Origin of the sequence: Candidatus Jettenia sp. AMX1 (assembly GCF_030263775.1) — a bacterium.
Classification (GTDB): domain Bacteria; phylum Planctomycetota; class Brocadiia; order Brocadiales; family Brocadiaceae; genus Jettenia; species Jettenia caeni.
Genome location: NZ_SZPP01000042.1, coordinates 23025 through 39590, shown reverse-complemented (window position 1 = coordinate 39590; position 16566 = coordinate 23025). Strand labels below are relative to the sequence as shown.

Sequence of the window (16566 nt, the reverse complement as noted above, 5' to 3'; positions counted from 1 at the left end):
ATGAAAAAAATATTTAGGGTGTGGTGTATAGTTACTGCATTTTTATGGTTCATTTCCCTTGCAAGCAAGGTATACCCGGCCACCTATTATGTCGACCCAAACACGGGTAATGACGGAAATTCAGGCACAAAGGCAAGTCCCTGGAAAACGTTAGCAGCTAAAATTAACACCCTGTTGCCTGGCGATATTCTCATCCTGAGGGGTGGAATTTACTACGAAAGATTTACCATCATCGTAAGTGGCGCCGCATCTAATCGCATCACGATACGATCATACCCCGGGGAGTCTCCCATTATTGACGGGGGTAGTGAGTGTAAGGCGCTGAGAAAGGCGCCGAACACCCTTTGGACAATGTACGGCACGAGCACGAGTACCTATGTCACCACAAACACGTATCCATCGGGCATAGGCAGCGCATACGGGTATCTTGGGCCAGAAAATGGCGGATATGCGTTAAATGCGTATGACAGGATGGTAGATCTGATGTCGGAAAATCAGAACGCCACTATGGGTACAGCAACCGGGACTTACTGCGGCCCGGGTCTTTATTACGACACGGGTACCGACAAAATATACTGCAGGTTAGTTGTAAGCGATATAGCGGATACTATGAATTTGCGTTATCCGTTGAGTTCTGACCCGCGGGAAACGTCTCTATTTATTTTTGGGGACGCTGAAACGGTGAAGTTTGGCGCAACTGCATCGTACATTAATTTTGAGGGAATTGAAGTCAGGTATCAGTTGAATGCCATTGAGTTCACAGAGGGTGCACACGACATTAATATACGCAATTGTACAATAATCGGAGGGCGCACTCCCCTGCTTATCAGAACAACCGTTTATAACATTCTCATTGAGAATTGTAAGTTTATTGGCAGAGTGCCTGATTGGATCTCATGGACAGACATCAAGGGTAAGAGATCTGATCAATCTCAGATCGCGGGAAACTACCAGGGCGCAGCCGCGCAGCTAGACGGCATCTGCCACGATATTGAAGTAGCATACTGCTATTTCGAAAATGTTTTCGACGGCGTCAACCCCATTGATGCTGCCTATAACGTGTCGGTTCACGACAATACATTTATGGGTGTTCGGGATGATTGTATGCAAATCGGCACCGAATGCCATGATCTTACTATGTATAACAACAAGATAATTGCCTGTTCGAAGGGATTCTCAACGAATTGGTCCGGGAACGCTGCTGATGCAGATCTGGGAAAAATCTATGTGCACCATAACATTATCGATTGCACGAAGAAAAAACTGGGAGGCAGAGCAAAAAACAACGATGGCGTGGGGTTTGGGGATAAATTAGATTTCGACACCTTCGGCGATGAGTATGCAGGGCCTGGGGTCGGCAATCCCCCGGTTTACGATGGCATGGTATGGGCGCGGCCATTTGGCGATCACAGTTCTGAGGAGGGGACAACGAAATGCCCCTGGAAGGTCTACAACAATACCATACTTTTCGGCCGCGAACTCAGTAACTACGGCGCCGGACTTGAGTACCGGTTTGGAACCACTACCGCAGGGGTGTATCAAGAGGTCTACAACAACATCATAGTTCAAATATGCGATTACCGGTATATGCGTGAGTGGCAGATTAATAACACCGTGTCGGAGTCTATCTATGACGGTAATTGCTACTACAATTCGTTTCCTGGCACACGAACGGATTACGCATTCAGGACATTAAATGGCGCAACGAGCACAGACACCAACTCCTTGAATGGCTTCCTGGCATCAGGAGATTTTAACGCAACGAAATCTTATTATGCGCCCGGATGGGAAAGCTCTGGCGTTGAAGGCAACCCGGGGCTGGATAGCAATTACCGGCCAACGACTGCATTCGGAATGAAAGGCGCTCTTGACCTCACCCCGAAAGGTTGGCCAGGCGTGGACGGCGGTATTTACCGCGGCGCCCTGAGGCCAAAATAGATGCAACGTAGGGCGAGGTTTTAGCCTTGCCCCTTTTACTAGCGATCAAGGAAAAAGAAAGGAATGAAACATGGAAATGGATATGAGATGGATTATGAAGTGTACAGGGTTGTTATGCGCTGCGCTCTTATTTGCCCTGTGTCCTGTTGTTACTGCCGGGATTATTACCGTTCCTGGCGATGCAGGCGCGATTAAGGATGCGATCGCCCTTGCGCAGGACGGCGATGAGGTAGAGATAGCGCCAGGCGCATACACGGAAAACGGGATCGTAGTAGACAAGGATATTGCCATTCGCTCAAAAACCGGCACAAAGTCTGCCGCACGGGTGACGATTGACGGAAGCGAAAAGACGGTATTCACCATCACCGGCGCGGCGCGGCTTATCGGGCTGGACATTACGAATGCACAAACGTGTTTTATGATAATAAAAGCGACGTTATCAGCTTCGAGGCTGAAGGTTCCGGAACGGTGGAGTACTGCATCATACAAGATGCGGGCGATGACGGGATAGACATAGATAGCGAAACAGGAAACATCACCATCCGGAAAAATAAAATTCTCCAGTGCGGTGATGACGGCATAGAGATACGGTTAAAACCCACGCAAGAGGCTATGGTGTACGCAATAAAAGAAAATGTTATTGCCGGGTGTGAAGAGGATGGAATCCAGCTCATTGATTACCCGGATGCCTCACCCAGGGAGTTCGTAATAAGCGGAAATTACATCAGCGATAACGCCATGGCCGGCATTGGCTGTATGGCTGACGGCAACACCCGGGAGAACTATCAGGGGTCGCACATGGAAGAACCGGTGTTATTGTACGGCAATGTGCTGAAGGGGAACACGGTAGGGCTAACAACGGCGCCAGGGCTTACGCTCGGACATACGGTGTATGTCCGGAACGCAACCAACACAAAACCATAGAACGAATAATCCCCCTTAGTCCCCCTTTAGAAAAGGGGGAAACAGTCTATCCCCCTTTTTTAAATGGGGCTAGGGGTGAATTTCCCCCCTTTTCTAAAGGGGGGCTAGGGGGGATTAAAGAAAGGACAAAAAAATGAAACTCTTGGAATTTCTCCAGGAAAATGACGGCGGCCTCAGCGCATCGAGGCTATTCCCGTTCGTAATCATGTGCTGCATGGCAACAGACTGGATGCATGCCGTGTTCACCGCAGGCGCCTGGAAGCCGGACATACAGCTCATTATCCTCTTCCTTGGCGCGATGGGATTTAAGGTCTTGCAGAAACCCTTTGAAAATAAATAACGGTAAATGATATGGCATATTCAACACTGAACGACATAAAAAAGCTCATCTCTGAGGCATCGGTCACACAACTGACCGATGACGAGAATACAGGAGCCGTAAACCAGACAAGGGTTGACGAGGCAATTGCGCAAGCCGATGCCGAGATCGACACCTACTGCGGACAGGTTTTTACCGTGCCCTTTACAACCGTCCCGGACATCGTGAAAAAGGCATCGGTAGATATAGCAATCTACAACCTTTACTCCCGCAGAGTAGAACAAATGCCGGAAACGCGGCGCGACCGCTACAAGGACGCCATCGCCCTGCTTACAAAAATTGCTGAAGGCAAAATCTCAATCGGCGAACAACCCGAACCTGCCTCGCCAGGCGAAGGCGGCGTACAATCAACAAAGACACTGGACGACAGAATATTTACCTCAAAATCAATGTCAGGGTTCTAACATCATCCCCCTTTTTTAAAGGGGGGCAGGGGGGATTATGGATTTCGAACAAATAGAAGACAAGATCATCACAGAGCTCAAAACAAGAATCACCTACGCCCGTACTGTAGAAACCTACGCCGGCCAGCTCGAGGCGAAAATCGAGGAGCTGCCCATCCAGTATCCTGCGCTCTACGTCACCTATGCGGGATCTCAATTCGACTGGATCGACAACGAAGCAAACTACAACGAGGTAGCCGTCTTCAACATCCTTGCCGCAAACAAGAACCTGAAAGGCCAGGAGGCCGTACGGAAGGACGGGGCGGGTGGAGTCTATAAGCTGATAAAGGACGTAACAAAGTATATCACAAACCAGAACTTCGGGCTTGATATAGAACGTATGCAACTCACTGAAGTGCAGTTCGTATTTACCTCGCAGACGATCACCGTCTACGGGATCGGATTCCAGACAAATTTTGATACCGTATACACGTAATTTCCCCCTTTTGTAGGGACACGGTGCGCCGTGTCCTTTTTATGGACACGGTGCGCCGTGTCCCTACGGGGGCAGGGGGATTAAAAAAACTTTAGCAAGAAAAGGAGGGTTTTTGTGAGAATAAAAGTCATAGCAAAAATCGGTAACACCTATCACCCCGATCTGGGCCTGTTGGTTGTTGGTCGGGAATATGAAATCGATGAAACCAAATTCGGCGATCAGCTATTCGATTTGGTACCTGAACCACCGCCACCTGGCGGCGGCGAACCGTAGAGACGCACGGCTGTGCGTCTCTCTACCAGGCAACCCCAAAGAGTTTGCTCTATATCTAACCTAATAAAAGAATTTTTTTGGAGGAAATAAACAATGGGTTTAGCAGGCGTCGAAGTAAAAGGCGCGGTGAAAAAAGCTGCTACTTGGAATACTGCCGTTACCTGTGGCGCAAACGACGGCATCTTACTCTTGCCGACCACTCTGAAACGCGAAGCAGAGATTGATCTTGACGACTCACTGGGCAATTTCTTCACCGAAGACGGCACACCGGGCGCCGTAAAAGTGTCTGGCGATATACCGTGTTACTTGCGGTATGACGGGAACACAGGGCTGCTTCTTGCCCTATTCATGGGCATTGCCGGTGTGCCTACCCTGGACGGTACAACGAAGAGTGTAACCAGCATAACCCGTACTAGTACTACTGCAACGGCAACGGTATCATCCCATGGATACACCACAGGTGACGTTGTTACCATCGCAGGCGCTACGCAATCGCAATACAACGGCACCTTTACGATCACAGTAATCGACACTAACTCCTTTACTTACACCGTCACCGGCTCACCGACAACTCCAGCCACCGGTACCATTGTGTGCAGGAAAACGACTACGGGTGTCCCGGCGTACAATTACATCTATAAGTGGAATAAGATCATCGATGGGTTGTTCTGTACTTTTTGCTTAAACATGAAGGATTACATAGAGGAGGCAGTATCGGTAAAAGTCGTCGGCTTCACGCTAAAAGGAGACGTAGGTAACCCGTTACAGATCATCTTCCATGTCATAGCTAATAATAAGGAATACGCCAGTATTGTTAATACCACTACTACGTTTAATAATGTTACGTATGTTGAGAAATCGAACCGGGTCCGCTTCTCTGAAGGTGTATTTCGGATAAACGATAAATCTGGCGCGGGGTTTGCGGCTGGGGATAAGGTTTACCCCTCCGCATTCGAATTAAAAGTTATGCGGAAGCTGGAAGGCGTGTACACCGGGCAATATTTAGATCAAACCGGTACGGCGAAACAGGAATTGATTGACGAACCACAAAACGCAGGTATGCCGGAAGTGTCTCTGACTCTCACATTCCCCCGCCACACAAGTACAACTTACTTAACAACACTGATCAACGACACACGTAAAAAGATGGATATTACATTTACGGGGGCCTTGATAGAGGGGGCTTCATACCGTTCATTCAAGCTGCAGTTCCCTCACCTCCAACTAAAGAACGATAATATCACAGAAGAGCCAGGCATTATTAAAGAACCGCTTGAATTCCTGGTGCAAGCAACATCTGATACGCCATTGGGGATGGGAATTACCGATCCATTCTGGATCAGTGGAACGAATCGCAGAAACACCGATCCTTTGGTTTAGCAGGAATGTGATAAACCCCCTTGCAGGGACACGGAGTACCGTGTCCCTGCGATGAATCTCCCCCTTTTCTAAAGGGGGCAGGGGGGATTAAAAATAGCAAATACGATAAGGAGAAATCATGGATATCAGCGCACTAAAAAAAGATGCATTACAAGTCTGGGTACCATTCAGCGAAGATACCGAAGTACTCATTCAGTATATCAGCAGAGAAGAGCTGCAAAAAATATACACAAAAGCCAAAAGAATCACCTACAAGAACCATCAAAAAGCTGAGGAATTCGATTCCGTAGAGGCCGACAAACTACTAGGCCGTGCAGCGGTGAAGGACTGGAAAGGCTTCACCATGGACGGGCAGCCGTTCCCCTGCACCCCGGAAAACATTGACCTTATGATGACTAAATGGAACGCCTTCAGCCGGTTCGTCAACGAAGCATGTGTAGACCTCGAAACCCTCATGCAGCAAGAAAAGGAGAAGACCGCAAAAAACTCCTCGACCACATCAGGGCAAAGCTAGACTACCCTGGTGTGAGTTGCGAGGCATGCCGGGACATGCAGACGGTGGACGATGCCACCCCGGACTGCGAGGTAGAAGGCAAAGGATGCCTGATACCTGCACTGACCCAACGAGGTCAGAAGGTTATGGAAATGCACACCCTGCTGAAATCCTTGCATGATCTGGTAGATCCCGGCACCATACTCAGCATGTGTGAGGCACAGAAAGAAGACATTGAATACCTTGCTATCGTTGAAGCTGAAGTAAGAAAAAATCAACCAAAGAATGAAAATTAGACGAACCTCATTATTTCCCCCTTTTCCAAAGGGGGGCCAAGGGGGATTACCAAAAGATGGCAACAGAAGTCAAATTACTGATAACCGCCGTGGACGCCACAAAACAGGCATTCAGCGCCGTCCAGGAATCGGCGAAATCGGCGTTCAGCGGTATAGCAAACTCAGGAAAAAGCACCGGCAGTGCTGTAGCATCCGCATTTGATACCCTGAAAACAAACATCACCTCCGGCTTTAACTTCATTAAAACCCACTGGCTATCCGTATCAGCCGCTATCACCGGGGCATGGCTTGCTATATCAAAGGCGTGGGATATGGCCCAGCAAACGGCATCATTCCAGCAATCCATGAGCGCATTCCGCTCCATGGTTAACTCTATGGGGCACGATGCGGAGCAGGTCTTTAGCCGTATAAAAGAACTCTCCGGGGGGATTATTGACAACAAAAGCCTGGTGGAGGCTACAAACCGGGCTATTTCGCTCGGCATTCCCGTGGAAAAACTGGGCGATCTCATGGCAATTGCCAGGGCAAAGAGCAGGGATATGGGGATAACGGCTAAGGATGCGTTTGATAGTATTGCCCTTGGGATAGGCAGGGCAAGCCCTCTATTCCTGGACAATCTGGGAATTGTGATTAAGCTTGAAGAAGCAAATGGGAAGATGGCGCAGAGCCTGGGAAAATCTGCAAGCGAGCTAACCTCACAAGAACAAAAAATGGCAGTCCTCAATGCAACGATTGAGGCGGGAAGGGAATCTCTGGAGCGGCATGATCTTTCCGTGCTCACGGCAAAAGAGCGGATGGAGCAACTCACCGCATCGGTAGCCAACCTCAGACTAGAAGTAGGGGCGTTCATCGTAAAGGGCGGCTTGGCCTTGTACGGACTCTTCCAGGGACTTGCCAGTGCAATTGCGCTTGTGGGGACAGGGTTTATGGGGATAGGTATGGCGCTCACCTGGGTCACCGATGCAGTACACATCACGAGCGGCGCATACGACGAACTCAAAATGGCCATGATGACGACATGGGAGGCAACGAAAGACCTTGGCAAGCAAGCCTGGGAAAATATGTCTGCCATAACGGCAAGCTCGGAAGAATTGATGGCCGCGCAGACAAACGCTGTAAGCGCCACGGATAGGGCAGCGCAAGCCGAGGCGGAAAAGGGGAAGGCGATTGAAAAGAATGTGAAATTACTACAAGAATACTCCAAGGTTGTGGAATCGGTTGGCATTGACGTCCTGAAATTTGCCGGGACGGAGTTTGCCCTGAACTTGAAAATACCCGCACGGGACCTGGACGAGATGAAAAAATCCATGGAAGAGATACAGGGCATAATGCAGGGTGCAGGGGATAAAGAGGGATTTGACTTCTCAGGAGTATGGGAAAAGAACCGTATCGCCGTAAGGCAGTACGAAGAGGCACAGAAAAATACGATAGCAAACCTGAAAACCGTACTAACTGGGTACCTTGAAACGGTTGATGAGGTCTACAAAAAGCAAGCCAATGCCCAGCGGGCGATCTTCGAGCAGATGAAAGCCACCGGCGCATCTCCCGAAGATATGAAAAACCAGGCAATAGCGGTCCTTACGGCAGAGAAAACACAGATATCCACGAGACTGGATGCCTGGCAGCAATACTACGACACCCTTACCGCGCTCCATACCAGCGCTATCGATGAGCAGAAGCGGAAGACGCAGGAGCTTTTAGCCCTTGAGACGCAGATATCCCAGCAAAGGCAGGGGTATGCCGACCTGGAAAAATCTCTCAAGGATAAGATATTCAATCAAAACAAGTCCGAGGTGCAAAAATATTATGACACACAAAGATCGCTAGAGGGACAATACCAGTCTGCCCTACTTCTGAACGGCCAGGCGCGTATCGATGCCCTTGCGAAATACCAGCAAGCCGCTGCGAGTGCGGCCAATGCCGTGGTAGAGGACGGCAAAGAATACATCAGCCTGCAAAATGCATCACGGACTGCCTTGGATCAGGTCAAACTTGCACAGTCGGAAATCGTGACGGAGCAAGAAAAAATGATAGCCGCAAAACAGCAGGAGATCGAGCAAACACAGACGTGGGCAGCCACCCTGCGAGATGCTATTGCTGAGGCAAAAGCGGTGCTGGGATCCTACAAGGCAGAGATTATAGACCTTGGCGATAGGATGACGTCTCTGAAACTTACCATCGATACCACACAGGCAATGGGGGCAATACAGGCGATTAAGCGGGAGATTGAGACGCCCTTGGTGGTAAGGTTCTATGGGGAAGGCTCTGAAATCAAGCCTATTTCGGAGAAGGTACAGGATATCAGGGAAATGATAGGTTCTATCGGCGATGAAAGGCCAAATATTGTGGCCAATTTCACGCCCTTGTCCGAACAAATATCGCAGATGAAATCCAGCGTCACACAGGACATGCAGTCCATGTTCTCAAATTTTCAATTACCAGACTTCAAACTAGAGCCGTTCCAACTCTCAAAGCCGCAATTCGACATCGGTACATCAAAGCTCAGACAGTCGCAAGAGATTGTCTCTTCCTTGAATGCGTCCCTGATGCAGATAGCCTCTACAGCATCGCTCGTAAGAAGCGAAATACTCTCGCTCGGCGCTGCCATGCAGACCATGAGGCTCAGCGCGGATGCCTCTCAGGTGCTCAACCAGCTCAGCATGATAAAGACCGACGCTGAGAATCTGCAAAATATCCTGCGATCACTAGTGTTGATAATCGACGTATCGCAGGCACTAACAGCCCTGAACGATGTGAAATCGCTCATGAATTCCATACCTGATGTCACGCGTAAGACCATTCTCATACAGACAGTACAGACCGGAGCTGCACCGGGAGGAAATGGTTTTCAGCCGTTTTCAGGGACAAGCGCCTTGCCATCGTATTTCGTAGGATCACGGTATATAGATGATGATAGGATAGCAGAGCTGCACAAAGGCGAGGCCGTGGTACCTGCCAGGTACAATATCTACCAGAATCATACCTTCGAGGAGGTAAAGAATATCGTCCAGAACACCTTTAGGGATAGGGAAAATAATGTCGGAAATCCTGGGAATAGTCAGGTAGAAATACAAAATCCTGCACCTCCTCCTGCCGAGGTGAGCAGACAGAACATCTATCAAAACCACATCTTTGAGAATACAAAAAACATCGTTAAAAACACAGAAAATATATCGCAAACCAGGGCTATCAATACTGAAAATGTTCATAAAAACAATATGGTAAACGAAACGAGCCAGAGCGTGCAGTATCGCGTAGAAAACCTCTACAGACCCGATACCGTTGTCCGTACAGAGCCAATCCGGCCCAACCGCATCCAGAACGTAGAGACGCACGGCCGTGCGTCTCTACCCCAGGCACAGCCCCAAAACCCTGTATCTGTGCCGGGTAGAAACATCACCATCAACATCCCAAAAATCGAAATCACCGCGCGGGAAACCGACAGCCCGGCAATGCTTGCAAGAAAGATTGTAAAACCGCTCCAGGAAGAACTCAGAAGGCTAAAAAATCTCCAATAATGAAGACATTTCCCACAAATTTTACTACTGAAAAAAACAAAAAAACCGGGGCCAGCCCCGTGTGGATATTGAAATGCCCGTTCCCGTCTTCAGGCACAAAATACCTGTCAGATCAGGCCTTTTCCTTGCCTGCCTGGAACGGAGGAATAACGACCCTTGCATGGGTAAAAAGCTGGGGGGCAATTGACGAAAGCATATCGAACGAGCTGGCAATCTCACAGGTGTCCGACTTTGCGCTAGACCTGATAAATGACCCTAACGCCAGCCCGAACATGGACACCATCCTCTGGACTGCGGCAAATAATATCGAAACAACGGATTGTGAGCTGTATTTATGGTTCAAGGGTCTTGATGATTCAACTGATGCGCCTCAAAAAGTATGGATGGGGAATATTGTAGACTTTGAAAAAGTTGATGAGCTTATCTATAGTGTGAGGTTTGTTGATCAGTCGGTACGGCTTGATAAGTATATTGGCACGGTAATAGATGCCAGTAGCTATCCGAACGCAGATCCCGATGAAGTTGGGAAGATCGGCAATATCGCATACGGGCCGACAAAGAGGGTGAGATGCCATGCTGTCAAGGCAGGGGCAGTTGACAGCATGGTAGCTAATATTACCGCATCAAGCCCGGGAAACGGGGGAACATTGAATTTATCTGACGCCTCAGAATTTCCTTCCTCCGGGGCGTTTACGGTGCAGATTGATGATGAGCAGATAAGGATAGCATCGAGATCGGGGAATTCCCTCACCCTTGCCGCTTCAGGGGCAAGAGGCTATAACAGTACAACGGCGATGGCTCACAATAAAGGGGCATCGTGCTTTCAGGTGCTCACGGAATACGTCTATTTAATTGCCGATCATCCGGTAAAAACACTTGGTAGTGTTTACGTGGATGAGGTACGGCAAACGAGCGGATTTACTGCATACACGGGACAGTCGGGAGACGAGCATGCAAGCTATCCAGGCAAGGCGGTAGTGGCTTTTTCGGCAAAGGCAGTTATCAAAAAACAGGTAAATATCGACATCGATACAGGAAGCCATAGCCATACAGCAAGCACCACAAAGAATTATTACCCGAACAATTCTACTGATAGCCTGCCGTCTGGCTGGGTAGAAACCGGATCAATCAGTAATATCCGCGACCAGTCTGATGTAACTTCATACAAACAGGCAAGCAATGGCAATTCCGGGACAGGTTCCATAAATGCATACTACCCGAGCTATACAGGCCCTACGCCTTCGGTCGTGTATGCTTGTATTACCCACAAGACCGTAGTAAATGCCCCTGCATATGTACAATTTCACGGGACGAACATCAATACCTCTGGCGTTACGGTTACCCAGAAATTTAACATCGGCGCCTCTGTGCCTTCAAGCAGCACGGTAAATATGTTTGCAAACGGCGATAACGGGCTTACGTGTGAGGTATTTGAGGTGTGGCTTGAGATACACACAACTTCAACAGGCTCCTCTGCGGCTACGGGGGTTGGGCTGGCCAGCTCTTCGAATTCATCAGCTGATACTGTTATAGGCCAGGTAGTTACCGTTAACGTGGACGGGTATCAGGACGATGCAAGCGGGACATTCACGGGAACCGCTAACTCGCTCATCAAGAGGCCGAACCATATATTCAAGCATTTCCTCAACACCTATCTGGGTATAGCAAATGCGGACTTTTCAACCGATGTTGGCTCGTTTTTCTCCACGAATAGTTATGAGTTTTCAATCTTGATTAATGAGCGGAAACGGGCAAAGGAATGGCTGGCTTTAATGGCCTGGCAGTGCCGGTGTTATTTCCGATTTTCAGCAGGCAAGGCCGTCCTTACCCTTCGGCCAGACAGCCTCTCGTCACAGAAAAGCATCACAGCGAATATGATACGCATGCAGGACGATGCAAAGACCACGCTTAGAGTAAGGAGATCGCCTGTTGAGGAACTGATCAACAAAATCAGACTCTATTACCAGAGAGACTGGCTTAAATCCGGTACAGATGCTTATAAAGCAGTATCGGGCACATCGAACAGCACTAGTATTACCCGCTATGGGGAAAAAGAACGACCAGACCTCTTTTATTTTGACTTCGTTACGCTTGAGGCCATGGCCGATCATGTGCGGGATTTCTACCTGACCCGCTACAAGGATCGCAAGAAGGTGCTGGAGATGGAAGTATTCCTGGACAATGCCGAGGTAGAGTTTGCTGATGATCTAACCATCGTCCCACAAAGTAGTTTACTTACTGAGGTTCAGAAGGTTAATTTCTATCCCGGTAGCGGCAGGGATATAAGGAATGATCGTATAACCATCATAGCCAAAGCATATTAACTATGTATGATTATCTGAATACCCTTAAAAACAGTGGTATAGATTTGGTTGCATTTATGGTGCGCAGTGACTTCAGGAATGCTATGGATTTCTATAAGAAATATGGAGGTTAGGTATGGCAAAAATAAAATTTGAGCGAATATCGGCCCCAACGGGTTCCGTGGAGTTTAGCCGGAATCCTGCAAGTGGTGTGGGCGATTATAGCCGTTCCAGGAAATACTTACAACCGAAAGATTATAGTGATGCCGGAGATGTGTATATATACGACAAAGGCATTGCAGCAAAGACAACTATTACCCTCCACTTCCGCAACATACCAAAAACAGACTACACGAACTTCTTAACCTTCCTGGGAATTGTGATAGGATCAAAGTATAATTTTACCTTCACCGACACAGACGGCTCCACATACACAGCTCGCATCATTAACAGTGATGATATCCAGTCGGCCCCGGTGATGACCGAAAGGGAATCACTGACGATAGAACTATTGATTGAGTAGCAACTTTCCTTGTTGTGTAATACATTCATTTGAGCTACAGCAATACAAGTGCCAAAATCCTGTTTGACTGTATCAAACAATGGTTGGTACAGTCAAACCGCAAAACGAAGCCAGTTATTGCAATTTCCCACAGTGTTTGTTTTGCCTCGCCATATCATTACGATACATTCCCGGCGCGTTTTTATTACATTGCACAACAAAGGGTCAAGGATAACCTCATTTTTTATAAACTCACTTACTGGCATGGAAGGTTCTATAAGGGGTACGTAAAGCATGTTTCTCTCCCTGTCCAGCATTATTATTGCCATAATATCCGGGTTAAAATGTTCCTGTATAGCCGAACTCATGTGCCTCAGTAACGTTTCTTCGTGCACCTCGTCGTTCATAATAGTAGAATAAGACATGAGATTCTCTAACTCCTTAATGTGCTTATTCCTCTCGTCCTCTGCCCGTTTACGTTCTGTGATGTCTTCCTTAACGGCGATGAAATGGGTGATGTCGCCTTTATGGTTTCTTACCCCTGAGATAGAGGCGTACTCCCAATAGCAACCGCCGTCCTTTCTCTTGTTACAGAACTCCCCCCGCCATTCTCCTCCGGAGGTAATCGTTTCCCATAACTGACGGTATTCTTCCGATGGTATCGTATCGGATTTTAAGATGCGTGGGTTTTTCCCCAGGACTTCTTCAGGGGTGTAGCCTGTTACCTGAGTAAACTTGGGGTTGACATATTCAATACTGCCCTTACTATTGGTAATCATAACCGCGCTTGGGCTTTGCTCTATGGCATGGGATAATTTACGAAGCTCATCCTCCATCTGGATGTCGTCGGAAGCTTTTCTATGAGATTCTTCGTCACTCTTTGTTAGACCCGCTTCTGTAGGAAGGATTGTATGTTTTTCCGGCAATTCATTATCTCTATTCAAATTTTTTTCCCATTCTTTTTTTGTATTATCGAATTTCTGAGATTAATCACTCTTCTGCACTGATCCATAGATTTCTTTCTCTTTATTACCTAATAATAGTATATTACAATTTTCTGTAGAATTTAAAAGCGAAAAACCATCTGTTTTCAAGGACATCCAGGCGGATAGGTGTAAACACAGCCATACTACTGACATTTGACAGGAATGTTGTAAAGATACTTGTGAATCATTTCTGGATGAAAGACCATATGATCAGGACGGTCATAATGCCATTGGTCTCCGTCAGGGACGTGATAATCCAGATAAGGCCATTTACGAAAGGGATCTACCCCCAACGCCTCGATAAGTTTCCTATTACTCATAGTAACGTTACCTGCCCGGGGGGGCATTGGCCCTGCCTCTTTACGCATGCACCCTTTCAATAGATGGGGGGCGTAACCTCCTACCTTATTTACGATCTGCCCTATCTGGTAAAGACTGAGGTGCCGATGTGAGCCAAGATGATAAATACCCCGTATCTTTTCCCCCAGGGTAAGTTCTACAATCTTATTGAAGTCCTCGCAGTAGAAAGGCGATCTCAATTCATCGAAGTATAGTGTGGCCGGATTATTTTTTTTAAAGCGGGATAATATCCAGTCAATGGCGCCCGCATGTCCATTTACGCTGATTCCCATGGGGAGCGATATGCGAAAAATTGCTGCAGAAGGATAGCGGAGCATAATAATTTCTTCCGCCAAAGCCATAGTCTTGCCATACATAGTAACGGGAGATAGTGGGCTTTCTTCTGTATACAGGCCCGACGGTTTTCCCGGAAACACGAGATCTGTAGAAAGGTGAATGAGCCTGATCTCCTGGTCTCCCATCATTTCAAGCACATTCAGAACCGATTGCACATTCACACGATAGGCTAGCACAGAGTTCATCTCGCAGGACTTCAAGGCGCATGACCCTGCCCCATTCAGAACAGACTTGAAATTCTTCTGCTTCATTAACCTTACCAGTCCTTTGCGGTCTTCTATATCTAAAGGAATAATACCCTCATCACGTAATGGCCAGTAACGAACAGGGCGGATGGCTGTAACGTGTTTTGGGTATTTTGCATGGAGATATTTAAAGACGCTGTAGCCGGGTACGCCTGTTACACCGGTAATTAAAAGAGGCAAGAAAAATGGTAAAGACATAGTAACGGTAGGTTGGACTCGGTATGTTTAAAGATAGATGTAAAAAATTTTTTCTCAGAAAACGGGGACGAGCAAAAAATTTATTGCCTCAGAACCCTTTTTAATATCTTACCTGTGGGACTATGTGGCAGCTCTTTAAGAAATTCAAAATATTTAGGAACTTTATAGTTTGGTAATCGTTGCATACAATGGTCTCTGATTTCCTCCTCGCTGCACATCGCATGCTCATGCAATACTATGCAGGCCTTGGGAACTTCACCCCGGACTTTATCAGGCACACCAACAACAGCAACCTCAAATACCTTTTCGTGTTCACCGATAACCTGTTCAATTTCCCGAGGAGATACATTCTCTCCGCTGATAATAATCAGGTCTTTTTTTCTGCCGGTAATCCATAAAAATCCTTCTGTATCTACTTTGCCATAATCTCCTGTTTTAAGCCAATTGTCGGATGTGATTGTTTTTTCGGTTTCGTTTGGGAGTTTATAATATCCCTTCATGATATTCGGTCCCTTCACCCAAATTTCACCTTCTTTATTTGCTGGCAGACATTGTCCACTTTCACCTGCGATTTTCACTTCAAGGTTATCCAATGGAGCGCCAATGCTATTTGGCTTATACTTTTCAGGGGTATTTACAGAGACAACGGCTGTTGCTTCTGTTAGTCCATATCCTTCCATTAACCGGACAGGAAATGCCTTATTAAATGCTGCCAGTATCTCTCCGGGTAAATGCTCTCCTCCTGATGTACAAAGTCTTAAAGAGCTTACATTATGTTTTGTTGACGTCACGGCTCGCACGAGCATCCTATACATGGATGGAATAGCGCTTATACAGGTAATCTTATATTTCTCAATCACTTCAAGAACTTTCGGCCCTGAAAACCGTTCAAGATAAACTACTGTTGCGCCCACACAGGTTGGTAATATCAATGTAGTAGTCAATGCGTAGGTATGAAAAAGCGGAAGTATACCTAATAGTATATCCTTATCCGTGAATTTAAATGCATGTATACAGCCATCAAGGTTACTCAGGAAATTTTTATGTGTTAACATAACCCCTTTTGGATTGGCATCAGTACCCGATGTATATAATATGGCAGCCAAATCCTCTGCATCTCCACGTTTTATTTTTTCTTCTCCTATCAATGCATGAGGAATTTTTTCTTCACAAGAAAAGATACGTCTTATGTGATTTCCCAGGAGTGGTTTAAACAGACTATTGGTGAAGACAGTTTCTATACCCGCATTCTGGCTTACAAATAATAGCTGGGATGATGAAAGCAGGTAATTTAAAGGAACCGGGGTCTTTCCTGCCATCAAGATTCCATAGAACGTTGTTACAAATCTTTTACCAGCAGGAAGAAGAATTCCGATAGTATTGCCTGTATCTTCTGCTAATAATTGCGCCGCAATCTCTCTGGCCTCCTGATAAATAGTATCATATGTAGCAGACCCAGTTTGATCAATAACGGCTGTTGCCCCGGCGTGTTTTTTACAGGTATTAAGAAAGGTTTCGACGAGTGTTATCAATCTGGCGTCCTTGTATATTTTCCA

16 protein-coding genes are annotated in these 16566 nt (G+C 47.1%); 13 read left to right on the top strand and 3 right to left on the bottom strand.

Features of this window, described 5'->3' with window-relative positions:
• From FBQ94_RS12970 to FBQ94_RS12910, 13 genes are all read left to right on the top strand, one after another.
• Window positions 1-1938: a right-handed parallel beta-helix repeat-containing protein gene (locus tag FBQ94_RS12970; protein WP_007221757.1), complete on the top strand. Its 1938-nt coding sequence runs from the start codon at window positions 1-3 to the stop codon at window positions 1936-1938.
• Between the two features lie 70 nt (window positions 1939-2008).
• A complete protein-coding gene (locus tag FBQ94_RS12965) occupies window positions 2009-2449 on the top strand; it encodes a right-handed parallel beta-helix repeat-containing protein (RefSeq protein WP_285442178.1) in 441 nt (146 codons plus the stop codon).
• Complete coding sequence (locus tag FBQ94_RS12960; RefSeq protein ID WP_285442177.1) at window positions 2350-2862, top strand: right-handed parallel beta-helix repeat-containing protein; 513 nt, start codon at window positions 2350-2352, stop codon at window positions 2860-2862. Before FBQ94_RS12965 ends, FBQ94_RS12960 begins: the two co-directional genes overlap by 100 nt.
• 133 nt (window positions 2863-2995) lie before the next feature.
• On the top strand, window positions 2996-3202 hold the full coding sequence (locus FBQ94_RS12955) for a hypothetical protein (protein ID WP_007221755.1): 207 nt from the start codon (window positions 2996-2998) through the stop codon (window positions 3200-3202).
• Window positions 3203-3213: 11 nt separating this feature from the next.
• Complete coding sequence (locus FBQ94_RS12950; RefSeq protein ID WP_007221754.1) at window positions 3214-3645, top strand: gp436 family protein; 432 nt, start codon at window positions 3214-3216, stop codon at window positions 3643-3645.
• Window positions 3646-3682: 37 nt separating this feature from the next.
• A complete protein-coding gene (locus FBQ94_RS12945; protein WP_007221753.1) occupies window positions 3683-4120 on the top strand; it encodes a phage protein Gp37 in 438 nt (145 codons plus the stop codon).
• 114 nt (window positions 4121-4234) lie between these two features.
• Complete coding sequence (locus FBQ94_RS12940) at window positions 4235-4393, top strand: hypothetical protein (RefSeq protein ID WP_007221752.1); 159 nt, start codon at window positions 4235-4237, stop codon at window positions 4391-4393.
• Window positions 4394-4486: 93 nt separating this feature from the next.
• Window positions 4487-5773: a phage tail tube protein gene (locus FBQ94_RS12935; RefSeq protein WP_007221751.1), complete on the top strand. Its 1287-nt coding sequence runs from the start codon at window positions 4487-4489 to the stop codon at window positions 5771-5773.
• A 118-nt stretch (window positions 5774-5891) separates the two neighbouring features.
• Window positions 5892-6287 carry a phage-derived protein YdaY family protein gene (locus tag FBQ94_RS12930; RefSeq protein ID WP_007221750.1) on the top strand — a complete coding sequence of 132 codons (396 nt, stop codon included), beginning with the start codon at window positions 5892-5894 and terminating at the stop codon, window positions 6285-6287.
• 35 nt (window positions 6288-6322) lie between these two features.
• A complete protein-coding gene (locus FBQ94_RS12925) occupies window positions 6323-6562 on the top strand; it encodes a hypothetical protein (RefSeq protein WP_040543691.1) in 240 nt (79 codons plus the stop codon).
• Between the two features lie 56 nt (window positions 6563-6618).
• The gene (locus FBQ94_RS12920) at window positions 6619-10080 is read left to right on the top strand and encodes a hypothetical protein (RefSeq protein ID WP_007221749.1); all 3462 of its coding nucleotides are present in this window, start codon (window positions 6619-6621) and stop codon (window positions 10078-10080) included.
• A complete protein-coding gene (locus FBQ94_RS12915) occupies window positions 10080-12404 on the top strand; it encodes a hypothetical protein (protein ID WP_007221748.1) in 2325 nt (774 codons plus the stop codon). Before FBQ94_RS12920 ends, FBQ94_RS12915 begins: the two co-directional genes overlap by 1 nt.
• Before the next feature lie 115 nt (window positions 12405-12519).
• Window positions 12520-12906, top strand: a complete 387-nt coding sequence (locus FBQ94_RS12910; protein ID WP_007221747.1) for a hypothetical protein — start codon at window positions 12520-12522, stop codon at window positions 12904-12906.
• A 92-nt stretch (window positions 12907-12998) separates the two neighbouring features.
• On the opposite strand, the gene FBQ94_RS12905 is transcribed toward FBQ94_RS12910, so the two are convergent.
• From FBQ94_RS12905 to FBQ94_RS12895, 3 genes are all read right to left on the bottom strand, one after another.
• Complete coding sequence (locus FBQ94_RS12905) at window positions 12999-13829, bottom strand: PAS domain-containing protein (RefSeq protein ID WP_285442175.1); 831 nt, start codon at window positions 13827-13829, stop codon at window positions 12999-13001.
• Window positions 13830-14014: 185 nt separating this feature from the next.
• A complete protein-coding gene (locus FBQ94_RS12900; RefSeq protein WP_007220689.1) occupies window positions 14015-15010 on the bottom strand; it encodes an SDR family oxidoreductase in 996 nt (331 codons plus the stop codon).
• Between the two features lie 80 nt (window positions 15011-15090).
• On the bottom strand, window positions 15091-16542 hold the full coding sequence (locus tag FBQ94_RS12895; RefSeq protein WP_007220690.1) for a class I adenylate-forming enzyme family protein: 1452 nt from the start codon (window positions 16540-16542) through the stop codon (window positions 15091-15093).
• Window positions 16543-16566: the final 24 nt, after the last annotated feature.

Bases quoted from the DNA above. Each gene is read 5' to 3' on its own strand.
- FBQ94_RS12910 (WP_007221747.1), top strand. From the start codon at position 12,520: ATGGCAAAAATAAAATTTGAGCGAATATCGGCCCCAACGGGTTCCGTG.
- FBQ94_RS12930 (WP_007221750.1), top strand. From the start codon at position 5,892: ATGGATATCAGCGCACTAAAAAAAGATGCATTACAAGTCTGGGTACCA.
- FBQ94_RS12935 (WP_007221751.1), top strand. From the start codon at position 4,487: ATGGGTTTAGCAGGCGTCGAAGTAAAAGGCGCGGTGAAAAAAGCTGCT.
- FBQ94_RS12950 (WP_007221754.1), top strand. From the start codon at position 3,214: ATGGCATATTCAACACTGAACGACATAAAAAAGCTCATCTCTGAGGCA.
- FBQ94_RS12945 (WP_007221753.1), top strand. From the start codon at position 3,683: ATGGATTTCGAACAAATAGAAGACAAGATCATCACAGAGCTCAAAACA.
- FBQ94_RS12925 (WP_040543691.1), top strand. From the start codon at position 6,323: ATGCAGACGGTGGACGATGCCACCCCGGACTGCGAGGTAGAAGGCAAA.
- FBQ94_RS12970 (WP_007221757.1), top strand. From the start codon at position 1: ATGAAAAAAATATTTAGGGTGTGGTGTATAGTTACTGCATTTTTATGG.
- FBQ94_RS12900 (WP_007220689.1), bottom strand. From the start codon at position 15,010: ATGTCTTTACCATTTTTCTTGCCTCTTTTAATTACCGGTGTAACAGGC.
- FBQ94_RS12920 (WP_007221749.1), top strand. From the start codon at position 6,619: ATGGCAACAGAAGTCAAATTACTGATAACCGCCGTGGACGCCACAAAA.
- FBQ94_RS12965 (WP_285442178.1), top strand. From the start codon at position 2,009: ATGGAAATGGATATGAGATGGATTATGAAGTGTACAGGGTTGTTATGC.
- FBQ94_RS12915 (WP_007221748.1), top strand. From the start codon at position 10,080: ATGAAGACATTTCCCACAAATTTTACTACTGAAAAAAACAAAAAAACC.
- FBQ94_RS12955 (WP_007221755.1), top strand. From the start codon at position 2,996: ATGAAACTCTTGGAATTTCTCCAGGAAAATGACGGCGGCCTCAGCGCA.